Source organism: Rossellomorea vietnamensis NBRC 101237, assembly GCF_001591825.1.
Taxonomy (GTDB): domain Bacteria; phylum Bacillota; class Bacilli; order Bacillales; family Bacillaceae_B; genus Rossellomorea; species Rossellomorea vietnamensis.
This window is the reverse complement of the sequence record NZ_BCVQ01000041.1, coordinates 1-21,672: the sequence shown is the minus strand read 5'-3', so window position 1 is coordinate 21,672 and position 21,672 is coordinate 1. Positions and strand designations below refer to the sequence as shown.

Here is a 21,672-nt window from a genome sequence, read left to right as displayed (position 1 = left end):
GAATGATTACATATAATCTGTTAGAAAGCATTAAATTAAAAACGGTATACGGTGAACTTCCTCCTGAGATAACGGACATTCACGTCGATTCCAGGAAAGTGACAAAAGGCACCATGTTTGTATGTACGAGAGGTTATACAGTGGATGGGCATGATTTCGCTGCAATGGCCGTTGAAAAAGGTGCGACTTTAATCGTGGCTGAAAAGCAGCTTGATATTGATTTAAGCAAGGCGGCATTAGTCGTAGTAAAAGATACATTCAAAGCTTTGGCTCAATTATCGAATAAATATTATGATTATCCTTCTCAGAAACTTACCGTTTTCGGTGTGACGGGCACTAATGGAAAGACCACGGTCAGTAACCTGATCCATTCCATCCTAAAACGAGCTGGTCAGAGTTCTGCATTATCCGGAACGATCGGGTTTAATCTGAATGGGGAATTGCTTCCCAGTGAAAATACGACATGCGATAATTTAACGAATCAACAGATGATGCAAAGTGCACTGGACCGTAAGATTGAAAACTTCACCCTGGAGGTATCCTCTCACGGACTGGCACTCGGTAGACTATGGGGAATCGACTTTGATGTGGTCGCATTTACAAACCTAAGTCATGATCACTTGGATTATCATGGGACGATGGAGCATTACGGGTATGCGAAAGGTCTCTTATTCTCCCAGTTGGGGCAGGACCTTCAAGATCCAAAGTATGTCATCCTGAATGCGGATGATGAATGGTATCACCGTTACAGCTACATGACTCCACATGAAGTCATCAGTTACGGGCTTGACGCTCATGCAGACTTCAAGGCGGTGGATATTGAATATTTCAATGATATGACGAGGTTCACGTTGAATTCACCCCAAGGAAGTTTTGAGGTCGAGATGAAGCTCTTAGGGAAATTCAATGTCTATAATGTACTGACTGCCATGGCATGTCTGTACGCAAGGGGCATGGAAATCACAAGACTTGTGGAAATCATCCGTGACCTTCCTCCGGTGAATGGGCGAATGGAAAAGGTGGACATCAAGGCACCGCTTTCTGTGTACATCGATTATGCCCATACACCTGATGCCATTGAAAATGCCATTCAGTCCGTCCTTCCGTTCAAGGAGAATAAAATTATCTTCCTGGTCGGTACAGGTGGAAACCGTGATAAGACAAAGCGTCCGACAATGGCAGAAAAAGCATCACTCGCAGATTACGTCATCCTGACCACCGATGATCCAAGGTATGAAGAATACGACAGTATCTTGAACGATCTGGAAAAAGGCATGCAGCATGAACATTATGCCCTCATAGGGGATCGTGCTGAAGCCGTTAAACACGCCATCGAGGTAAGTGAACCGGGAGATATCATCATCTTCGCAGGAAAAGGGCATGAGGATTATCAAATCATCGAGAATACAAAATATCCCCACAGCGATAAAGAGATTGCTGCGGAAGAAAGCAAGCTCAAATACGGGATATCTGAATAATCCCGATGATGGAACAGACCAATATGACAAATGTTGGTCTGTTTTTTTGTGGATGAGGATAGACGGAATTCACAATCTTTGGTAAATTTATAATACATATTAAAAGATGAGAGAATGAAGCATATGAAGTTTTCCTTATATTTAAATGACTATGAAACAGAAAAATTGTTTTCCACTTTGAGATGGCTGTTTGTCCTGATCGCCACGCTCATCTTTTACATACCTCCATTTTCAGAAAATATTACAACGAACAAAACGGTCTTCCCTTATTTATTGGTATCAGGAATCATTTATATGCTGGTGACTCAAATTGCATTGATACGGGCGAGGGAGGACAAGCGCAGTCTTCAATTCATACTAAAGGCAGGGATCGTCTTTGATTTTCTGGCACTGATTTGGCTGATGGTCTTATCACAGGGAATACACAGTCCCCTTTATCCGATATCCATTTTATTCGTGATGCACGCAACGATTTACTGGAGGACGAAGGGGGCACTCATCTCCCTGTCTGTATTCAGTATAGCGTATGCCGTGATGGGCTTTATGACAGTCAACATCCTTCAATTCCACCATTATTTCACTTTGACGTCCAACTTGTTCTTTCTATGGATCATCGGTTTATTCGGGGCATTGATCATGTTAAGAGAGCGGTCTCATTATGTCCAAAAAGAAGCCTACCATCACCTAGCCCATAAGGACTATTTATCAGGTTTGTTTAATCATCGTTCGTTTCAGGAAAGATTCAGAAGTAAGTTGGAAGAGAAGGAATCCTTTATCCTATTGCTGGGAGATATAGATGATTTCAAAAAAGTGAATGATGAGTACGGCCATTTGACGGGGGATGATGTCATCCGGAAGACAGGGGAAATCTTTCGTTTTCATGCCGAAGCATACAATGGGAGAGCCTTCAGGTATGGAGGAGAGGAGTTTGTCTTTATCTTACCCGAGATGGATGAGAGTAACATCAAACGGTTTCTTCAGGAATTATATGGACAGTTAAAACATTTGGAGCCAATAGCCATCTCTATGAGCTTCGGTCAGTCTCAATCAACCGAAACCCTGGAACCTGAAAGACTGATCGCACTTGCGGACGAACGATTGTATCAGGCAAAGAAAGCGGGCAAAAAAAGGACCTGCCTGGCAAATGGTGCAATGTTCATGCCGGGTCACCCTTCACCCCATAAAGAAAAAGAAGCCATCCGCTAGTGGATGGCTTCTTTGATGAAACGGTGAATTAAATGAACATCCCGGCAATGGCAGCACTTAATAATGAAGCAAGTGCACCTGCAGCAACTGCTCTTAATCCTAAGCGAGCAATATCTCCTCTGCGGTTTGGTGCAAGGTTACCTAGTCCGCCAAGTAATATCCCAAGTGAGGAAAGATTGGCGAAACCGCATAATGCGAAGGAAATAATCGCGACTGTTTTATCGGACAGGTTCCCGATTTCCGGAGCGAAAGCTGAATACGCAACAAATTCATTGATGACAAGTTTCTGCCCAATGAAGTTTCCTGCTGTAACTGCTTCATGCCATGGTACTCCGATTGCGAAGGCAAGTGGTGCAAATACGTAACCAAGAATAAGCTGAAGTGAAAGGCTGTCAAATCCAAACCATCCACCCACTAATCCAAGTAATCCATTGATCAAGGCGACAAGAGCGATGAAGGCAAGTAGCATAGCTCCGATGTTTAAAGCCAGTTGCAGACCTACGCTTGCACCGTTGGCGGCAGCATCGATCACATTCGCTGATTCCGAATCCGCTTCCATTTCTAACGCTTCAGGTTCTGGAGATTCGTCTGTTTCAGGGACGAATAACTTGGCCATGACAAGTCCTGCAGGCGCAGCCATGAAGCTTGCAGCAAGTAAGTATTCCAGTGGAACTCCTAAAAGAGAGTAACCAACCAGGACAGATCCGGCTACGGATGCCAATCCTCCTGTCATGACGGCGAAAAGTTCAGATTCAGTCATTTTCGCTAAGAAAGGCCTTACGACTAATGGTGCTTCTGTTTGTCCGACAAAAATATTCGCTGCGGCAGACAATGATTCCGCTTTCCTAGTTCCCAACAGTTTAGACAAACCGCCGCCTAAAATCTTAATGAAAAATTGCATGATTTTAAGATAATAAAGAACTGAAATTAAAGCTGAGAAGAAAATAACAACAGGAAGGACATTGAATGCAAAGATGAACGCAATGTTTGATTCCTCAGTGTAAAGTCCTCCAAATAGGAACGTGATCCCCTCGTTGGAATAATTGATGATGGCATTCACCACTTCGGTCAATCCTTTAAGGGCGTCCTGTCCCCAAGACGTCTTTAACACGATAAAAGCGAAAAATAACTGTATGGCAAGTCCTCCAAGGACTGTTCTGACATTAACCCGCTTTTTGTTCTTAGAAAATGCAAATGCAATTCCCATAACGACAATGATACCCATGATACCCCATAAATATTGCAATTCTTTCACCTCTTCGATAAGTATGATTGAAACTTGATGCTTTCGGGTTTTTATTTTACAATTCTTTCAGACGTCTGACAACCTACAATTGCAAGATTTGTCGAAAGTTGTACGGACAACATCGTCAATAGTATGCGCAAATACAGCGTTTTCATGAAAGGGGATACAATAATGAAGATCAGAAAAAATTTTTTGGAAGGATTGGAACAAAAAGTATATATATATGAAAACAAGAAAGAAGAGTTCTTTTTGATTGCGGTACCTAGCATCGAATGGTCGTATTCTTTCTTTTATGGGGATGAAGAGATCCAATCCAAATTGCTCCATTCATTAATGGAAAGGATTCCAAAGGAAACAGCGGAAACATTAAGTTCTCGAATTGTCCAATGGACCACTGAGATGTAACAAACGACTTAACATTCTTTTGAAAGCGGTAAACCATGGCTTCTTATTCCATTCTTTGTTGCATTGTTACTTTAGAACGAATATGATGAGAAAGTGAGAATGACGAGAAAGGATTTTATGAATGAAAATAGACTTTATACAGGAAGTTCAGTCAAGACGGACTTTCGCCATCATTTCCCACCCGGATGCTGGGAAAACAACCTTAACAGAACAACTTCTATTATTCGGAGGAGCGATTCGCGCCGCTGGAACAGTTAAAGGAAAGAAATCAGGTAAGTTTGCAACATCTGACTGGATGGAAATCGAGAAGCAGAGGGGGATTTCAGTCACTTCTTCTGTCATGGCCTTCGATTATGATGATTATCGTGTGAATATCCTGGATACACCAGGTCACCAGGACTTTTCCGAAGACACCTATCGAACATTGATGGCGGTTGACAGCGCTGTGATGATCATCGATTCAGCGAAAGGGATTGAAGCACAAACCTTGAAACTATTCAAAGTTTGTCGAATGAGAGGCATTCCAATCTTCACCTTCATCAATAAGCTTGATCGCCAAGGTCGGGAACCACTTGAGTTATTGGAAGAGCTTGAAGAAGTACTGGGAATTCAATCGTATCCAATGAACTGGCCGATAGGTATGGGGAAAGAATTCTTAGGAATCTATGATCGCTTTCATAATCGCATCGAGCAATTTCGAGTAGAAGAAGATGATCGCTTTATTCCATTAAATGATGAAGGTGAAATAGAGGGAGAACATCCTCTTAAAGAAAGCAATCTCTATAATCAAACTCTTGAAGATGTTTTGTTGCTGAATGAAGCTGGAAACCAGTTTTCCCGTGAACGCATAGCGAATGGAGAATTATCTCCAGTCTTTTTCGGAAGTGCATTAACCAATTTCGGTGTTCAAACATTTCTGGAAACATACTTACAGTTTGCTCCATCACCGCAGCCAAGGAATTCCGATGCTGGAGAGATTGAGCCGACAGCACAGGATTTCTCCGGGTTTGTATTCAAGATTCAAGCCAATATGAACCCTGCTCACCGGGACCGGATTGCCTTTGTCCGTATTTGCTCAGGTCAATTCGAGAGGGGGATGACGGTCAATCTATCCCGTACAGGAAAGTCGATTAAATTGGCGCAATCCACCCAGTTTCTTGCAGATGATCGGAGTACGGTGAATGAAGCGGTCAGTGGGGATATCATCGGGGTATATGACACGGGTACGTATCAAATCGGTGATACACTCGTCCAGGGAAAGCAGGGTTTTCAGTATGAAAAGCTGCCTCAATTTACCCCTGAACTCTTTGTCCGTGTCACAGCTAAAAACGTGATGAAGCAGAAGCATTTCCAAAAAGGGATCCTTCAGCTTGTACAAGAAGGAGCCATCCAGTATTATAAAACACGTACGGAAGATATCATTCTTGGTGCGGTTGGTCAACTTCAATTTGAAGTATTTGAGCACAGGATGAAGAATGAATATAACGTTGATGTGAAAATGGAACCGATCGGATCTAAAATTGCCCGGTGGATTGAAAACGAAGAAGATGTCAAGGAGACTATGTCAAGCTCCAGAAGCATGCTGGTCAAGGATCGACATGATAATCTTGTTTTCCTTTTTGAAAACGATTTTGCCATGAGATGGTTCAATGATAAAAATCCTGATATCCGATTATATAGCCTAATGTAATGACACTTAGCACTTCTCCTAAACTGGAGGAGTGCTTTTCTATTTCTTCTTTTTCCTTATTTTGTGAAATACTTTGAACTTATGTCCCGTGAAACTGCACTTTTGACATTATTCACTATCATTAAGTAATTTTTCCTAAAATAAAGGGATATCACTGGTGTTAACGGGGTATTAAGTCTTAGTATATAGGTATGGGTATTTATTGACGTTACAGGGGAAGGAAGAGATATGATGCAATACGCTTGTGCGAACTGTGGAATAGAGATGGAATATCATGAAGCAGGATTTTTATTTTTACATAACGAAAAAAGGCTGGACTTACCGCTGACAGGCTCAGTTGATAGGACAGAAGAAGGCATGTATGTTTTACAATATGATAATCTTGATGAGATCTATGGTAAATTATCAGAAATAGAAACCGTATTGGTGGAGGAAGAATGGACATGCAGTTTTAATTGTTCAGAGGATCCCGGTCCCTTCCGTCCTGCTCGAGAATTCCTGGAATTAATTAAATATAGAGAAATGGTAAAGCTGATTCAAGAGGGGCAATTTACAAGTCATCTCCAGCCAATCATTGATCTTAGCGATTTCAGTCTTTTTGGCTATGAATCGCTCTTACGCTCCAATAGTGGCGATAAGCGTATCAATCCAGGGGAGTTGTTTGAAGCCGCTTCGCGAACAGGATTTCATTCCATGCTGGATCAGAAGGCAAGGAAATCAGCAATCGAGTCGAGGCGGGGACAAGTGGAACCTGGTAAGAAGAGTTTTATTAATTTTCTTCCTTCGACGATCTATAATCCAGAATTTTGTTTGCGCCACACCTTCAAGATTGTCGATGAATGCAGAGTGGATCCAAAAGATCTTGTATTCGAAGTGGTAGAAACGGAGAAGATTGAAGATGTAGAACATTTAAGGTCGGTACTTGACGTATATAAGAGAGAAGGGATGAAAGTCGCCCTTGATGACGTAGGTTCAGGTTTTGCTACGGTTGAAATGTTAAGTCTGCTGCAGCCGGACTATGTAAAGATCGATCGATCCTTCATCAACCACTGTGATCAGGATGAGGAGAATCAGAAATTTTTACGTGAAGTGATGAAGATTGCCGGAGAATTGGACATTTTGGTCCTGGCAGAAGGGATTGAGAGAAAAGAAGAATTACTTTTCTGTAAAGAAATCGGGATCCACTATGCGCAAGGCTATTTCATAGGCAAACCACAAGAAGAAGCGCTGGAACCATTTGCAGAAACTCAATTTGTTTAATCGTGAATCCCTTCCCTGCCTATTTTCGGGAGGGGTTCTTTTTGTCAGGGGGATATTGGGGATGAAATCGTTCCTTGACAAATTGAAAGAACATGATATTATATTACTATAAAATACTTTAGTGCATAAAAGCTTAAAAGCGTTTAAGGGTAAAAGAATAGTTGAACCCTTAAACCAAATCAATCACATATCATTGTCTTGAACAACGCAGTAGGAAATAGTGCGACAGCAAACAGAGACTGGACGTCAGCTGGAAGTCCAGGTCCGCTTTTTTCCGAATTACATTGTTTATAAATTCTCTAAGTGATTTAGGGGATTTATCAAAAGACAACCTTTATGAAGTGGAAGTAAATCATGTCATGGATCAGTCGATTCTATGCATGTCATGATTTATTTCAATTAGGGTGGTAACGCGGAGAACTCTTCGTCCCTATCAGGGATGGAGGGTTCTTTTTGGCATACAATCCCATCACGGTCACATCTTACAGAAGGAAGTGTTAACATGTTAAACATTCAGAGCGTTCATAAACCGTCCGTTCCAGAAGCATCCGCAGTATTACTTGCTGTTCTGGGAATCATCAGTGTCAGCATCATCGGAGTGGGAGCGGTCCCTCATATTCCGATCATCCTTTCCCTATTCTTTTTGATGGTCTATGGACTGATACGGAAAGTGAGGTTCAAAGAAATTGAAAAAGGGATGATTGCCGGTGCGCAGGGTGGGTTGGGTGCCATTCTATTATTTTTCTTTATCGGACTGCTTGTAAGCAGCTGGTTGATCAGTGGGACCATTCCCACATTGATGTTTTATGGATTTGAATTTGTCACTCCACATTATTTTTATGCGATTGCCTTTTTACTTACATCCTTAAGTGGAGTAGCAATCGGAAGCTCACTGACAACGGCAGCGACCATCGGTGTGGCTTTAATCGGAATCGGTGAGGCTATGGGATTATCCATGGCCATCACGGCAGGTGCCATCGTTTCAGGTGCTTTTTTTGGAGATAAGATGTCTCCTTTATCGGATACAACCAATCTTGCGTCATCCATCGTCAAGGTGGATCTGTTTACCCATATTCGAAATATGGCCTGGACGACCGTACCCGCCTTTATCATTACATTGATTGTATTTGGTTTCCTTTCGCCCGGGACCCGTAAGATCGATTTGGCACAGCTTGATGCGTTGCAGAAAGGTTTAATGCAGACCGGCCTTATCCACTGGTACAGCTTGGTTCCTTTAGTGCTGCTGGTAGTGCTGATTGTATACAAAACACCTGCATTATTTACACTGGCCATCACGATAGCGGTTTCTGTGTTCTTATCTTTTTTCCACGGGACGTTGAAGGTAAATGAATTATTCCAGGTGCTATTCGAAGGCTTTACCTCGAAGACGGGGGTGGAATCCGTTGACTCACTGTTGACGAGGGGGGGAGTGAACAGCATGATGTTTACCATTTCCCTTGTCATTCTCTCACTGAGTCTCGGTGGATTACTATTTAAACTGGGTATCATCCCGGCGCTGCTTCAGAAGGTGTCTGCAATCATTCAATCTGAAAGAAGAACGATTCTTTCCACTGCTTTATCAGCGATTGGTATCAATCTTGTAGTAGGGGAGCAGTACCTGTCCATTCTATTGACTGGTGAAGCATTTCAATCTCAATATAAGAAATTGGGTCTTCACCCTAAAACCTTATCCCGGACATTGGAAGATGCAGGAACAGTGGTGAATCCCCTTGTTCCATGGAGTGTGTGCGGAATATTCCTTACAGATGTACTAGGTGTTTCAACGATGGAATATCTACCATTTGCCGTTTTCTGTCTGATCTCTCCGGTCATCACCATCCTGTATGGTTTCACAGGGTGGACCATTGAGAAAGAGCCTGCGGAGAATAACCCTGCTATATCGAATTCATAACAATCAGCCAATGAAAAAGGACTGTCAGTCTGAATGATTCACTCTCTCAGTGTGAGGATGATTCATTTAGAAGACAATCCTTTTTGTTGCATTTCAATATATGTGTAGAAATACCGCTGGTAATACAGGCCCCCTGCAGATATCATGATTAAATGAAATAGGGGAAGCACGCCGATCATCAAAGGATTCTTGAGCAATAATACATCTTCCTGCACCATAAATACCTCAACGGTCAAGAGAAAAAGAATGGTCCATAATGAATATTTCCAATCCCCGTTCCTAAAAAAAATAACCAGGCTATAAAAATAGGTCGTGAACCAAAAATACATGGCATTCCCTGCAATTAAATCCCTGACAGGATTCGAAAAATGATTCAGGGGGATGATATACAGCTTTAAAAGGGAAGATAGAATCCAAGCAAAAGAAAGAGTGATGGTGGAAAGTGCAAAGAACAAAGTGATGAATTGAACATAGTGGTTGTCAGATTCATCCAATAATCTCCACCAGATTTTGGCCAGTATAACGGAAATGATAAGGAAAAAAGTTGTATAATACGATTCCCACCAATGATGTTCGTATAACCTTGTGTGGATGAACCACGTTTCAATGAGGAAGAAAACACCGATGATGACCGCAATCCTCCATGCCGGCAAGCGATACAACACAATATAGGTTATCGCAACCGGAACCGAAAATGCCTGTGAACTGATCGATCCCAGTACGCTGTCATTGTAATTATTCGATAAAATATGGGGATGATACGTATAGCTATTGAATAATACAAAGATGACATATTCAAATACATAAGCCAACCCGGAAATGAAAAGCCAAAATAGGATGATCCGGCCAGAAATGTGACGATACTTCATCACGATCAAAGATAATGCCAAAACGCTGAAAAGGCTAAGGAATACAAAGGGAACCCAGTTCGCCATTTTAATGCTCCTTACGTTACAGTATAAAAATAGTGTATACCGATAAGGTGGAATTATTTATTTTTAACCGATATTTATCATTCACAGACGCTTTAATATTGAAGGATCTTCCTGAAGAGACTATAGTTAACAGTAACTCCTTCCAAACCTGAATGAACGCTATACATATAGAAAGGGGAGCACTTCATTGAAAATCAGTGATTTTTCCATACGCCGACCGGTGTTCACCATTGTCACCATGCTGCTTATCCTTATTCTGGGAGGAGTCTCGCTCCTTAGAATCCCATTGAAACTCATCCCGGACCTCAATCCACCCGTAGGTGTGGTGGTGACCAATTACCCTGGAGCGGGCCCTCAGGAAGTGGTGGAGAAGGTAACAAAACCACTTGAAGAAAGCCTGTCCACCTTGCCGGGGATGAAGAACCTTCAATCGACTTCCAGGGAAGGTTCCAACTTTATTCTCCTTGAATTTTCATGGTCGACCTCCATCGATGAGATTGAAAATGATGTCCTGCAACGCCTCGACCAAACTCCACTTCCCGATGGAGCAGAGAATCCAAGATTTCTCAAGTTTGATCCCGCCCAGTTCCCTATCATTCAATTTTCTTTACGGGAAGAAGGGGACGAGTCCAACCTAAAGACACTGTCAGAGAATTTGAAACAGGAACTGACAAGAGTGGAAGGTGTCGCAAATGTAAATGTTTCAGGTTCATTGACGGACGAAGTGGTCATTAAATTGAATCAGCAAGCGTTGAAAGATAATCGTCTAAGTCAAGGCGATGTGGTCAATGCGATCCGCGCCAACAATGTGACAGCTCCAGGTGATACGATCGAGACAGATGGACAAACATTGACCACGAGAGTAGTAAGCAAGCTCCAGTCCGTGGATGAATTAAAGGGATTGGTCCTTCAGGTGAATCCTCAAACCGGAAAGAAGCTTAAGCTTTCTGATGTCGCAAAAGTTGAACAGAGAAAACAGGATACAAACACGATCACCCGGGCAAACGAAGAATCTGCCATCCTGTTCAGTGTGCTGCAACAATCGGATGCTAACACGGCCTCCGTGTCGAAAGCGTTTCAAAAGGAGCTGGATCGCCTTCTTAAGCAGGATCAATATAAATCAATCAAAGCTGATATCCTGTTCGATCAGGGGGATTACATCACTCAAGCCATCGGGAATATCGCCAATTCCCTCCTGATAGGTGGAGCGTTTGCCATGCTTGTGCTCTTCTTATTTTTGAAAAATGTAAAGAGTCCCCTTATCATCGGGGTGGCCATTCCTTATTCCGTCATTGTTACATTTGTTCTGATGTTTTTTGCGGATTTCGCATTGAATATCATGACATTGGGAGCCCTCGCTCTTGGAATCGGGATGCTGGTGGATAATGCGATCGTAGTCATTGAGAATATTTATCGCCATTTATCACTGGGGAAAAATCCGAAGGAAGCTGCAAGTATCGGGGCAAAAGAAGTGGGGGGAGCCATCACCGCTTCCACCTTGACCACTGTAGCGGTATTCCTGCCGGTTGTCTTTATATCCGGTTTACTGGGGGAATTGTTCACCGAATTCGCCTTGACAATTTCATTTAGTTTATTGGCTTCCCTCGTCGTGGCATTGACGGTCATCCCGATGCTCGCAAGCAGACTCTTGAGGAAACCAAAAGGGAATATCGAAGCAAAGCGGAGACGTTCTAAGAGCAGAAAGACATTCGCAAGGTCGGTTAAATGGGCGCTTCGTCACCGTTTCATCGTATTATTCATCACTCTCATTACATTAGTGGGTGGCGGGCTTGGCCTTACGACGGTAGGAACGCAGTTTTTACCACCAACTGATGAAGGGTTTTTCAATATGAGGGTCGAATTGGATAATGGAGCTTCCGTAGATGAGACCAATAAAGTCGTCAAAGCGATTGAAGGCAGGTTGAAAAAAGAAAAAGATGTCGATGTCTTCGTAAGTCTTGTGGGTACGACCCAGGAAGAATCCTTCAGAGGAAGCGGGAAAGGGAATATTGCAGAAGTTTATGTGAAAATGGTGCCTCTCGATGAGCGGGAGAGATCGATTTTCACCTTTGCGGATGAAGTAAAGCCTGAAGTGGAAAGAGCGGCACAAAAGGTGAATAAGTCTGCTGACGTTTCGTTTAACTTACAGTCAACATCCGGCTCCAGCCCTCAAACCTTGACGTTTAACTTGCGGGATACGGATCAGAATCGACTGAAGGATTCCGTCGATACGTTATTCGCTTCGTTGAGAGAAATGAAGGATGTAACGGAAGTTTCAACTGATCAGATGGAAACGGTGAAAGAAGTACAAATGAAGGTAAACCGGGAGAAAGCACTTCAACAAGGCTTGGCACCGGCTCAGATCGGGACGCTTGTTCAGGATGTAACCCGGGGAGTCCTGACCACCCAAATGGTAACAGGGTCTTCTGACGTCATAAATGTTCTTGTTCAATATGACAGGAACATCACGGAAAATCTGGATTCTTTAAAGAAACTCCTCATTCCAATTGGACAAGGGAAGTATATTCAGCTAAACTCCGTCGTAGACTTTTCAATTGAAGATGGTCCTGTCAGCATTCAGAGAATTGACCAGCAGCATGCCGTTCAATTCACACTCAACTATTCATCATCAACCAATCTTGGAGCCATTTCCAAGGCGGTGGATGAGAAGATCGAATCACTTGATCTTCCAAACGAGACCTTGGTTTCATTCAGTGGAGACAGAGAACTTCTTGAGGATTCGATTGATGATATGGCCCTGGCACTCGGGCTTGCCATCGTCCTTGTCTATATGGTCATGGCTGCTCAATTCGAGTCATTTAAATATCCATTTGTCATCATGTTCACCGTTCCGCTCATGGTGATAGGTGTAGCAATCGCACTGGCCATTACACAGACACCTATCAGCATATCGGCGATCATCGGAGTGATTGTACTGGCTGGTATCGTCGTCAATAATGCGATCGTCATCGTCGATTACATCAATCAGCGTAAAGAGGCGGGAACGAGCAGCTTTGACAGCATCGTCGAAGCGGTTCAGGACCGGGCGAGGCCGATCTTCATGACGGCACTGACGACGATCCTCGGCTTATTGCCCCTGGCACTCGGTTTGGGTGAAGGGACCGAAATCAATCAGCCTATGGGCATTGCCGTCATAGGCGGACTGATCAGCTCGACATTATTGACCATTTATGTCATACCGATTGTATACAGTTTCTTTGATAAAGAGACGAGAAGAATGAAGAAACCAAGAGAAACATACGTATATAAAGAATAGAACACACAACGAGAGTTAACCCGAATGCTAAGCAGTCACCTCCTGAAAGGATGTGGTACCTTGGCCGAACGGTTAACTCTTTTTTATTAAAATTATGGTGACAAGCGGGGGAGAAGAACGAAATGGAAAAAGGAATCTATTTGATCACGGGGTTTCCGGGCTTTTTAAGTCAAAATATCGTGGGAGAATTACTCAAACAGGAAAAGGCATCCAAGGTTTACTTACTTCACCTTCATTCAATGAGGATTCAGGCGGAAGAAGGAATGAGGAAACTGAGATTTTTGTCAGATGCAGAGATCATCCTGATAGAAGGGGACATCACCCGAACGAATCTGGATATGACAGAAGAGGAAATTGTCGAGATGAGGGAGGAAGTGGAATATGTTTGGCACTTAGCAGCCATCTATGATCTTGCTGTCCCCCAAGATCTTGCACAGAAAGTAAATGTAGAAGGCACACGTCAGGTGAATGATTTCTGTCAAACCCTCCGTCGATTAAAAAGATACGTGTATTTTTCCACTGCTTTTATTGCGGGATCACGTGAAGGTGAACTGATGGAGAATGAATTGATCCGTCCGGAGCGTTTTCATAACTTCTATGAACGGACTAAATATGAAGCAGAGGTCCTGGTGGATGAATGGAAGAACAAGCTTCCCATAACTATCATCCGCCCGGGTATCGTGAAGGGAAACTCAGAAACCGGAGAGACCGTGAAGTTCGATGGACCATATTTTATTATGAATATGTTTAACCGATTATCTTTCCTGCCGTGGATTCCATTTCTTGGTGAGGGTACCTCTTATATAAATATCGTCCCCGTCGAATATGTGGTGAAAGCATCCATTTATCTGGGGCATGAGGAGGCTGGGAATGGAAAGACGTATCATCTTACCGATCCAGAACCCCTGATGGTAAGGGAAGTGTATGAACAGATTTTATGGCATATGTTAAAAAAGAAACCAAAAGGGAGAATTCCGTTATCCCTTTCTAATTGGGCACTTGGATTCCGTTTTATACGACGTTATTTAAAAGTCGAACGGGAAGCCTTGGACTATTTTACACTCCAAGGCAAATTCAATTGCGAACATGCCCAAAGAGACCTGGAGGGGACATCGATACTATGTCCTTCCCTTTCCAGCCAGATTGAAAAAATGGTTGAGTTTTATGTTGAACATGCTTCCAATGAACGATTGCACGTAAAGATCGATTAAAAGAAGGGGTGCAACACAAGCAATCATCGTAATAATTGGGAGAGATATGGTAAAAATAAAGGGAGAAGCATCAATAGGAGGAATCTCAAGATGGCATTTTCCCTTACGCTATACCTTGGCCGAGACAAACACAATCCTTACCATAAGCCTATTAAAAACATCGAACTTTACCACTCCTCCTGGTTTACGGGGGACATATGAAATCATCCATTACCAAATTAGAAGGCATCCTCTGGAGTATTGCGCTGCCGGGTTTTCCTCAATTGCTAGTCGGTTTATGGTTTAAGGGAACGTTGTTTGTCCTTCTTGAGATCATGATCAATATTCAAAGTAACTTCAATCTGGGGATCATGTACAGTTTTTTAGGCGAAACGCATAAAGCAGCGGAGATACTTGATTATCAGTGGCTCATGTTTTATCCGTGTTTATATATGTTTGCCATGTGGGATGCGTATAAAATAGCCGATGGCCAAAAGGAGAAGTACAGCTTTTTACCGTTTGTCATGTCTGCCTATACGGTAACGGTTGGTTTGATGTATTCCCCGAAGGTATATTTATTCGGAAAATTCATCGGACCCATTTTTCTGCCGATGTTGTTTGTGATTCCGGGAGTGTTGCTGGGGTTGTTGATACGAGCCGTCCTGATACGGGTTAAATAATTTTTCTCTTTACGGATAAGTGTTTTTGAGTTAAAATACATCTATACAAATGAACGTTTTCTACCTGTCAAAGGGGAGTAGCTATAGGTTTCATACCTAAACAAAGTCGTCAATTCATGGTGTATGCCATCGGCTTTGTTGGCATATCCGTATGCTAAGCAAGACCTTTGCCTTATTTAGGCAAGGGTCTTTTTATTTTTATAAAATTCCTTGCCTATTGGAAAACTAACTATGTAAATAGGGAGGGACTAGAGGTATGGATGCTTCGATGTTATTGGAATATGGATGGGTCCTGCTGATATTGGTAGGTCTTGAAGGGATTTTAGCTGCTGATAATGCGGTGGTAATGGCTGTAATGGTCAAACATTTACCTGTTGAACAAAGAAAGAAGGCACTCTTTTACGGTCTTTTAGGAGCCTTTGTCTTTAGGTTCGCTGCATTATTTCTCATTTCATTCTTAGTCAATGTGTGGCAGGTTCAGGCGATTGGGGCGATTTATTTATTCTACGTGGCCATTCACCATTTTGTGAAGAAAAGGAAAGACACCGGGACAGTAGAAGAAAAACCGGCGAAAGGCTCTGGATTCTGGACTACGGTACTCAAGGTGGAACTTGCGGATATCGCATTCGCGGTTGATTCCATGCTTGCTGCCGTCGCTTTGGCCGTAACCCTGCAACCGACTGGATGGTTTGATGTAGGAGGGATTGACGGAGGGCAGTTTATCGTCATGTTCCTAGGCGGCATCATCGGGTTGGTGATCATGAGATTTGCCGCTACCTGGTTTGTGAAATTATTGGAGAAATACCCTACCTTGGAATCAGCAGCATTCCTAATTGTTGGCTGGGTAGGTGTGAAACTTGCCGTTTTCACCCTTGCTCATCCTGACGTAGCCATCCTGGATCATCACTTCCCTGAATCAAAAGGGTGGAAACTTGTTTTCTGGAGCGTATTGATCCTGCTATCAGTAGGAGGGTATTTATTATCAAGAAGAAAAGCAAGACAGGAAGAAGCAAATATAGAAAGAAAAGCAAAAGCAGAATAATGACGTCATATAAAGCTAACGTGGAGTTTTCCCGTTAGCTTTTTTTGTTTCGACGAACGGAAGTTTTGACGGCTCGTTGCCGTGAAGAATAATACGATTGAGGGAATTTCTAAACTTTTATTTAGTTGAACCCCCTCAAAAAAAGTTGTTTAAACGTAAATCCTTTAATAAGGCGATCGATCGGCCAAATCCAAATTAACTTCCGAGGTGTACATATGAAAAAACAATCAAAAATAGTGAAATCTTCATTAGCAGTACTTGTAGCGAGTTCTATTAGCTTACCAGGATCACTCGCGTTTGCAAATTCAAACGACGATAACTTTGACAGCATTAAACTGGAGCAAGAGAAAACAGTCAGTGCTGATGTTGCAGTAAATGACGACGCAATGTTGGAATCATCAAAAGATGAAATCGAAAAACTAGAGGAAGCCTCAGCGGCTCCATCCTTATTGCCTGGTGATTTTTTCTATTTTGCGAAGCTTGCAATCGAAAAAATCCATCTCGCGTTTACAATGGACGATGCTAAAGAAGCCAAGCTATTAGCCGGATATGCTGCAGAAAGATTGGCCGAAGTAGAAGAATTATTCAAAGATGGTAAACAAGAAGAAGCCATAGAAGCCTTAAATAAAGCGATTGAGATGATGCAAAAATCGGAAAATCAGTGGTCTGATGATGAACTAGAAAAGGATTCAACTGATGGTGAGAGTGTTGAGTCTGATTCTGAAAAGAATGATGACTCTAATGTGGAAGAAGAAACTGATAACACAACCTCTGAAGATGCCTTGAAAGAAGAAGCCACTTCCGATGATGAAAAGAGTGAAGAGAATACCGATGATAACGCTATGGAAGAAATGATGGCACAAAACATCTTGTCACTTAAAGCAAATATGGAAAAAGTGAAAAATCCAAAAGCGAAAGCGGCCCTACTGAAAAATATTGAAAAGAGTTACTTGAAACTAGCTGAAAAGCTTGACAGATTAGAGGAGAAAGCAGCGAAAAAGGCTGAAAAAAGTGAATCTGAAGAGGATACAAAAACTCCTATGGAAGAATCACCTGTCTTAGAGACAGAAAAGCCGGCAAAGGAAAAAGCTCCGGTCGAACAGACTACCGAAACGACAATACCAGATAAGGAAGAAACTGTTTCACCAGTAAAAAAACAGGTAGAGAAAAAAGAAGAGAAAAAAGAATGGAAAGCACAGCATAAAGAAGCAAAACAAGAAGCAAGAGAAGTACGTAAACAAGAGAAGCAAGAAGCAAAAGAAGTACGTAAACAAGAAAAACATAAGGAAAAAGAAGCCCGCCACGAGTATAAAGAAGAAAAAAAACAACATTCAGCACCAGTCAAAGTAAATCATCCGCACAGTGAGAACGGCAAACGAGAAGAAGGCGGTAAGGGTCATCATAAAGAATCATGATTTCGATGTAGAGTCTGAAAGTGATTGACACATCGGTCAGGAAAGGGTTGTAAAAGCAACCCTTTCTCCCTAATATCCTTTTACATTCAACACCATATGAGTATAATAGTGTGCAGGATGGGGTGAGGCTGATGCTAAATGTTCTACTATTTCTACTCGCTAAACAAAAGAAAAAGCAATCGCTTGAAGAGATGGCGATCCAGATACAAAATGGTGATGAGCAATTATTGAACATGGTGCTCGAAGACTATAAGCCATTTATTAAAAAAACGGTTTCATCGGTATGCAAACGATTCATTTATGAAAGTGACGATGAATTCAGCATCGGTCTGATTGCCTTTCATGACGCCATTTTAAAATATAATCATCAACGAGGCTCTTCCATCATCAGTTTCTCTGAAGTGATCATCAAGCGGAAAGTAATCGATTATATCAGAAAGAATGGGAAGATCCAGGATATAAGCTTCGATTATAGCTTATTTGAGAATGGGGAAGATTCTCCTGGTTTAACAATCGATCAGATTGTGTCCGTAGAAGAATTCGGAAAACAGGAGGAAGCCAGAAAACGACGGGAAGAGATCCTTTACTTTCAGGAACAACTGGCTCAATACAAGTTGTCCTTTCACGATCTGGTTGAACAGTCTCCCAAACATGAAGATGCAAGATTGAATGCCATAGAAATCGCCAAAAAGGTAGTGAGTTCACCAGAACTTTTAGATTATCTTACAGAAAAAAGACGATTACCGATAAAAAAATTAGAAAAACAGGTGAACGTCACCAGAAAAACAATCGAGAGAAATAGAAAATATATTATAGCCATTTCTCTCATTCTTATAGGTGATTATGTTTATTTACGGGATTATTTAAAAGGGCGGTTAGAGATATGAAAAAAGGGATCATTATGGAAATCAAACAGGATATCCTGGTGATGATGACACCGGAAGGAGAATTTCTTACAGGAAGAAAGCAGCCCGATCAACAGTATGCGATAGGCGAAGAAATTCCTTTCTTTCCTCTGAGCTCAAGAGCTGATAAACCAAACACGATTTCCAAGTGGAATTGGAGAGTGTCGACATCTTTGCTGACAGTTCTTGTCGTCATCATTGCCTTATTCTCAAGTTCTGTTCTGCAGAACAACCGGGCGTATGCCTATGTCTCGGTCGATATCAATCCCAGTATGGAATTAACATTAAATAAAGATCAACAGGTGTTGAATATCAAGCCATATAATGGTGATGCCGAGGTTCTCTTAAAGGAACTGAGAGACTGGAAAAATGAAGATGTGGGGGAAGTGACGGAGAAAATCTTCCTTTTAAGTGAGAGACTTGGGTATTTAAAGGGAATTCAAAGTGTTTTCATTACTTCTTCCTTCATTGATGATTCCGATCCTAAACGGGAAACCGAATTAATGGACGAATTAAATGAGTTTGTGGAGGACTACGGTTCTGATCATTCTACGAACATCATCATGAAAGAAACATCCCGGGAATTCAGGAAAAAGGCATCTGAAAAAGGGATGACTGCAGGCTCACTGATTCGTGAAACAGAACAGAAGGACTCCACTCGAACAACGGAGCCTGTAAGAAAAGAAGATAACGAAGTTCAAGAAAAAATGATCAAACAAGAAAAAGAGAAGCAAAAGAAAGCGATCATGGATGAAAAAATCAAAGCTGAGAATCAAAAGGTGAATCCGCCAGTAAAAGATAAGAATCAACCTGCGGATAAGGCTCAAAAACCTCAAAAAAATCAGCGTCAAAAGGCTCACCCCGAAAATAAAGGGGAGAGGGGGAAATCCGAGAAGTCACAAATGGAGAAATCCTCAAATGGTAACAATGGGAACCGAGGGAATGACAAACCTTATAGAGGGAATGATCATTCTACACGAAATGACCAAGGATACCATGAAAACAATGATAAGCATAATGATCATCAAAATAATCGAAACGAAGAAAAGAAACAGAATCATGAAAACAGAAAAGAAAATAAAAAAGATTAACAGGATAGGAAAAGGCTCATTCATCTGAATGGGTCTTTGTTATTGAAATCGAAAAAGGGTAGCTGGTACATGCCAGCTACCCGTATTCCAAGTTATTTAGTTTGTTGTCCAGTTAATTGAGATTGAGCTTGCTTCACAAGACGCTTCGTGATTTCTCCCCCAACTGATCCATTAGAGCGGGCAACTGTATCAGATCCAAGCGTCACGCCAAACTCCTGGGCGATTTCGTATTTCACTTGATCAAGGTACTGTTCAACACCAGGTACAAGCAATTTATTTGAACTTCTAGCCATAGTCGTTTTCCTCCTTACTGGTATACTTGAAACAATGTATGTTTCAGTACCTATATTATTTGTAATATCATCATGAACATGAATGGTAATATTTCGCCGAAATTGTATTGTTTGCTTAGAAATGCTTTGAATCATTACTTTTCGGTTTAGGGGGCCTACATTAAAGGAAGAATAAACATTAAAGAAATTAATCATTTTTCCTTTCATTCTTCGGTTTTATTCTTTAAGATAGAAAAGGAAATAACGTTGAAAGGGAAATACATACATGTGGTATAAGCTTAGATTGAATTTAAATAAATTAACTCCTGCACAAGTGATCGTAACGTATTATCTTTTGGCGGTGACGATTGCGACCATCCTTCTCAGTCTTCCCATTGCGCATAAATCCGGGGCAGAGTGGAGCTTTTTGGATGCGATCTTTACTGCCGTAAGTGCTGTGAGCGTTACGGGGCTTACCGTTGTAAGTACGGTCGACACATTCAATACAACGGGAATTTTCATCTTAATGTTTGTTCTTCAATTCGGTGGGATTGGGATCATGACCCTCGGTACGTTTTTCTGGTTGATCGTAGGGAAGAAGATCGGCTTGAAAGAACGTCGCCTCATCATGACGGATCAAAATCAGACAAGCCTGGCCGGACTTGTAAGTTTATTAAAGCAAATCTTATTATTGATCATCTTCATTGAAATCGTGGGGGCATTTATTTTAGGTGTCTATTTCTTAGGCTATTATCCCACGTGGCAGCAGGCTTTTATTCAGGGACTATTTGCCTCTGTCAGTGCCACGACAAATGCGGGCTTCGATATTACAGGTCAGTCACTCATTCCTTATGCGAATGACTACTTTGTCCAGTTCATCACCATCATTTTATTGACACTCGGAGCTATTGGATTTCCCGTACTGATTGAGACGAAGGATTATCTAATGAGCAAGAAGAGAAACAAACACCACTTTTCTTTATATTCAAAGATTACGACGGTTACGTTCTTTGGATTAATGATATTCGGGACATTGGTCATCTTTCTCTTTGAATATAACCGCTTTTTTGATGGTATGGAGTGGCATGAGGCATTTTTCTATTCGTTTTTCCAGTCTGCTACAACAAGGAACGGCGGACTTGCCACCATGAATGTGGCCGATTTTTCTACTCCCACCTTATTGGTCATGAGTGCCCTTATGTTCATCGGAGCTTCACCAAGCTCGGTTGGTGGAGGGATCAGGACCACGACATTCGCCCTGAATATATTATTTTTGTTCCATTTCGCAAAAGGAAATCAAACCATTAAGATATTCAAAAGGGAAATACACCATCAGGATGTCATTAAATCTCTGGTCGTGACGATGATGGCCATTTTTATCTGTTTCCTTTCTGTCATCATTCTCACTTTCACAGAGGATCATTCCATTATGGAGATTGTCTTTGAAGTTGCTTCCGCATTCGGAACCACGGGATTATCCATGGGCATCACCTCTGAGCTTTCCTCAATCGGAAAATGCGTCATCATCGTGCTGATGTTCATTGGCCGAGTGGGGATCCTTTCCTTCCTCTTCATGATAGGAGGAAAAGAAAAGACAGCTAAATACCACTATCCAAAAGAACGGGTCATTATTGGTTAATGAGCCTCTTTGAAAGAAGCTAATGTAGC

At 41.9% G+C, this 21,672-nt stretch carries 17 protein-coding genes and 1 riboswitch; of the genes, 14 read left to right on the top strand and 3 right to left on the bottom strand.

Annotation, left to right across the window (positions count from 1 at the left end):
- Positions 1–2: 2 nt before the first annotated feature.
- Complete coding sequence (locus tag BVI01S_RS17060) at positions 3–1,478, top strand: UDP-N-acetylmuramoyl-L-alanyl-D-glutamate--2,6-diaminopimelate ligase (protein ID WP_034763582.1); 1,476 nt, start codon at positions 3–5, stop codon at positions 1,476–1,478.
- Between the two features lie 123 nt (positions 1,479–1,601).
- Positions 1,602–2,684: a GGDEF domain-containing protein gene (locus tag BVI01S_RS17055; RefSeq protein WP_167562128.1), complete on the top strand. Its 1,083-nt coding sequence runs from the start codon at positions 1,602–1,604 to the stop codon at positions 2,682–2,684.
- Between the two features lie 28 nt (positions 2,685–2,712).
- On the opposite strand, the gene BVI01S_RS17050 is transcribed toward BVI01S_RS17055, so the two are convergent.
- Positions 2,713–3,930, bottom strand: coding sequence for a NupC/NupG family nucleoside CNT transporter (locus BVI01S_RS17050; RefSeq protein ID WP_034763586.1), 1,218 nt, complete (start codon positions 3,928–3,930; stop codon positions 2,713–2,715).
- Between the two features lie 171 nt (positions 3,931–4,101).
- Between BVI01S_RS17050 and BVI01S_RS17045 the strand changes: the two genes are divergently transcribed.
- The 4 genes from BVI01S_RS17045 (at position 4,102) to nhaC (ending at position 9,197) form a co-directional block, all read left to right on the top strand.
- On the top strand, positions 4,102–4,335 hold the full coding sequence (locus tag BVI01S_RS17045) for a YueH family protein (protein WP_034763588.1): 234 nt from the start codon (positions 4,102–4,104) through the stop codon (positions 4,333–4,335).
- A gap of 121 nt (positions 4,336–4,456) precedes the next feature.
- A complete protein-coding gene (locus BVI01S_RS17040; RefSeq protein ID WP_061811047.1) occupies positions 4,457–6,025 on the top strand; it encodes a peptide chain release factor 3 in 1,569 nt (522 codons plus the stop codon).
- A 228-nt stretch (positions 6,026–6,253) separates the two neighbouring features.
- Entirely contained in the window at positions 6,254–7,285 is a 1,032-nt protein-coding gene (locus tag BVI01S_RS17035; RefSeq protein WP_231480023.1) for an EAL domain-containing protein, read from the top strand.
- 502 nt (positions 7,286–7,787) lie between these two features.
- Positions 7,788–9,197, top strand: a complete 1,410-nt coding sequence (nhaC, locus tag BVI01S_RS17030; protein ID WP_061811046.1) for a Na+/H+ antiporter NhaC — start codon at positions 7,788–7,790, stop codon at positions 9,195–9,197.
- A gap of 62 nt (positions 9,198–9,259) precedes the next feature.
- Here the strand turns inward: nhaC and BVI01S_RS17025 are convergent, their stop codons facing one another.
- Entirely contained in the window at positions 9,260–10,132 is an 873-nt protein-coding gene (locus tag BVI01S_RS17025; protein ID WP_061811045.1) for a hypothetical protein, read from the bottom strand.
- Positions 10,133–10,319: 187 nt separating this feature from the next.
- On the opposite strand from BVI01S_RS17025, the gene BVI01S_RS17020 reads away from it, so the two are divergent.
- The 7 genes from BVI01S_RS17020 to BVI01S_RS16990 all read left to right on the top strand — a co-directional run bounded on the left by BVI01S_RS17020 (position 10,320) and on the right by BVI01S_RS16990 (position 19,732).
- Positions 10,320–13,409 carry an efflux RND transporter permease subunit gene (locus tag BVI01S_RS17020; protein WP_061811044.1) on the top strand — a complete coding sequence of 1,030 codons (3,090 nt, stop codon included), beginning with the start codon at positions 10,320–10,322 and terminating at the stop codon, positions 13,407–13,409.
- A 122-nt stretch (positions 13,410–13,531) separates the two neighbouring features.
- Positions 13,532–14,620 (top strand): SDR family oxidoreductase, encoded by a 1,089-nt coding sequence (locus BVI01S_RS17015; RefSeq protein ID WP_061811043.1) that lies wholly within the window; start codon positions 13,532–13,534, stop codon positions 14,618–14,620.
- Positions 14,621–14,817: 197 nt separating this feature from the next.
- Entirely contained in the window at positions 14,818–15,279 is a 462-nt protein-coding gene (locus BVI01S_RS17010; protein ID WP_034763603.1) for a hypothetical protein, read from the top strand.
- 60 nt (positions 15,280–15,339) lie between these two features.
- A riboswitch (yybP-ykoY riboswitch) is annotated at positions 15,340–15,435 on the top strand.
- A 100-nt stretch (positions 15,436–15,535) separates the two neighbouring features.
- Positions 15,536–16,321, top strand: coding sequence for a TerC family protein (locus BVI01S_RS17005; RefSeq protein ID WP_034763606.1), 786 nt, complete (start codon positions 15,536–15,538; stop codon positions 16,319–16,321).
- 215 nt (positions 16,322–16,536) lie between these two features.
- Positions 16,537–17,736 (top strand): DUF5667 domain-containing protein, encoded by a 1,200-nt coding sequence (locus BVI01S_RS22620; RefSeq protein WP_034763609.1) that lies wholly within the window; start codon positions 16,537–16,539, stop codon positions 17,734–17,736.
- Positions 17,737–17,867: 131 nt separating this feature from the next.
- Positions 17,868–18,623, top strand: coding sequence for an RNA polymerase sigma factor SigI (gene sigI / locus BVI01S_RS16995; protein ID WP_034763611.1), 756 nt, complete (start codon positions 17,868–17,870; stop codon positions 18,621–18,623).
- Positions 18,620–19,732 (top strand): anti-sigma factor domain-containing protein, encoded by a 1,113-nt coding sequence (locus tag BVI01S_RS16990; RefSeq protein WP_034763614.1) that lies wholly within the window; start codon positions 18,620–18,622, stop codon positions 19,730–19,732. Before sigI ends, BVI01S_RS16990 begins: the two co-directional genes overlap by 4 nt.
- Before the next feature lie 92 nt (positions 19,733–19,824).
- On the opposite strand, the gene BVI01S_RS16985 is transcribed toward BVI01S_RS16990, so the two are convergent.
- A complete protein-coding gene (locus tag BVI01S_RS16985) occupies positions 19,825–20,025 on the bottom strand; it encodes an alpha/beta-type small acid-soluble spore protein (protein WP_034763616.1) in 201 nt (66 codons plus the stop codon).
- A gap of 265 nt (positions 20,026–20,290) precedes the next feature.
- On the opposite strand from BVI01S_RS16985, the gene BVI01S_RS16980 reads away from it, so the two are divergent.
- Positions 20,291–21,643, top strand: coding sequence for a TrkH family potassium uptake protein (locus BVI01S_RS16980; RefSeq protein WP_034763619.1), 1,353 nt, complete (start codon positions 20,291–20,293; stop codon positions 21,641–21,643).
- Positions 21,644–21,672 lie beyond the last annotated feature (29 nt).

Coding starts and splice junctions, on each gene's coding strand:
- BVI01S_RS16980 (WP_034763619.1), top strand. CDS start 20,291: ATGTGGTATAAGCTTAGATTGAATTTAAATAAATTAACTCCTGCACAA.
- BVI01S_RS17025 (WP_061811045.1), bottom strand. CDS start 10,132: ATGGCGAACTGGGTTCCCTTTGTATTCCTTAGCCTTTTCAGCGTTTTG.
- BVI01S_RS17045 (WP_034763588.1), top strand. CDS start 4,102: ATGAAGATCAGAAAAAATTTTTTGGAAGGATTGGAACAAAAAGTATAT.
- BVI01S_RS17005 (WP_034763606.1), top strand. CDS start 15,536: ATGGATGCTTCGATGTTATTGGAATATGGATGGGTCCTGCTGATATTG.
- BVI01S_RS17040 (WP_061811047.1), top strand. CDS start 4,457: ATGAAAATAGACTTTATACAGGAAGTTCAGTCAAGACGGACTTTCGCC.
- BVI01S_RS17035 (WP_231480023.1), top strand. CDS start 6,254: ATGATGCAATACGCTTGTGCGAACTGTGGAATAGAGATGGAATATCAT.
- BVI01S_RS16985 (WP_034763616.1), bottom strand. CDS start 20,025: ATGGCTAGAAGTTCAAATAAATTGCTTGTACCTGGTGTTGAACAGTAC.
- BVI01S_RS17060 (WP_034763582.1), top strand. CDS start 3: ATGATTACATATAATCTGTTAGAAAGCATTAAATTAAAAACGGTATAC.
- BVI01S_RS17015 (WP_061811043.1), top strand. CDS start 13,532: ATGGAAAAAGGAATCTATTTGATCACGGGGTTTCCGGGCTTTTTAAGT.
- nhaC (WP_061811046.1), top strand. CDS start 7,788: ATGTTAAACATTCAGAGCGTTCATAAACCGTCCGTTCCAGAAGCATCC.
- BVI01S_RS22620 (WP_034763609.1), top strand. CDS start 16,537: ATGAAAAAACAATCAAAAATAGTGAAATCTTCATTAGCAGTACTTGTA.
- sigI (WP_034763611.1), top strand. CDS start 17,868: ATGCTAAATGTTCTACTATTTCTACTCGCTAAACAAAAGAAAAAGCAA.
- BVI01S_RS16990 (WP_034763614.1), top strand. CDS start 18,620: ATGAAAAAAGGGATCATTATGGAAATCAAACAGGATATCCTGGTGATG.
- BVI01S_RS17055 (WP_167562128.1), top strand. CDS start 1,602: ATGAAGTTTTCCTTATATTTAAATGACTATGAAACAGAAAAATTGTTT.
- BVI01S_RS17010 (WP_034763603.1), top strand. CDS start 14,818: ATGAAATCATCCATTACCAAATTAGAAGGCATCCTCTGGAGTATTGCG.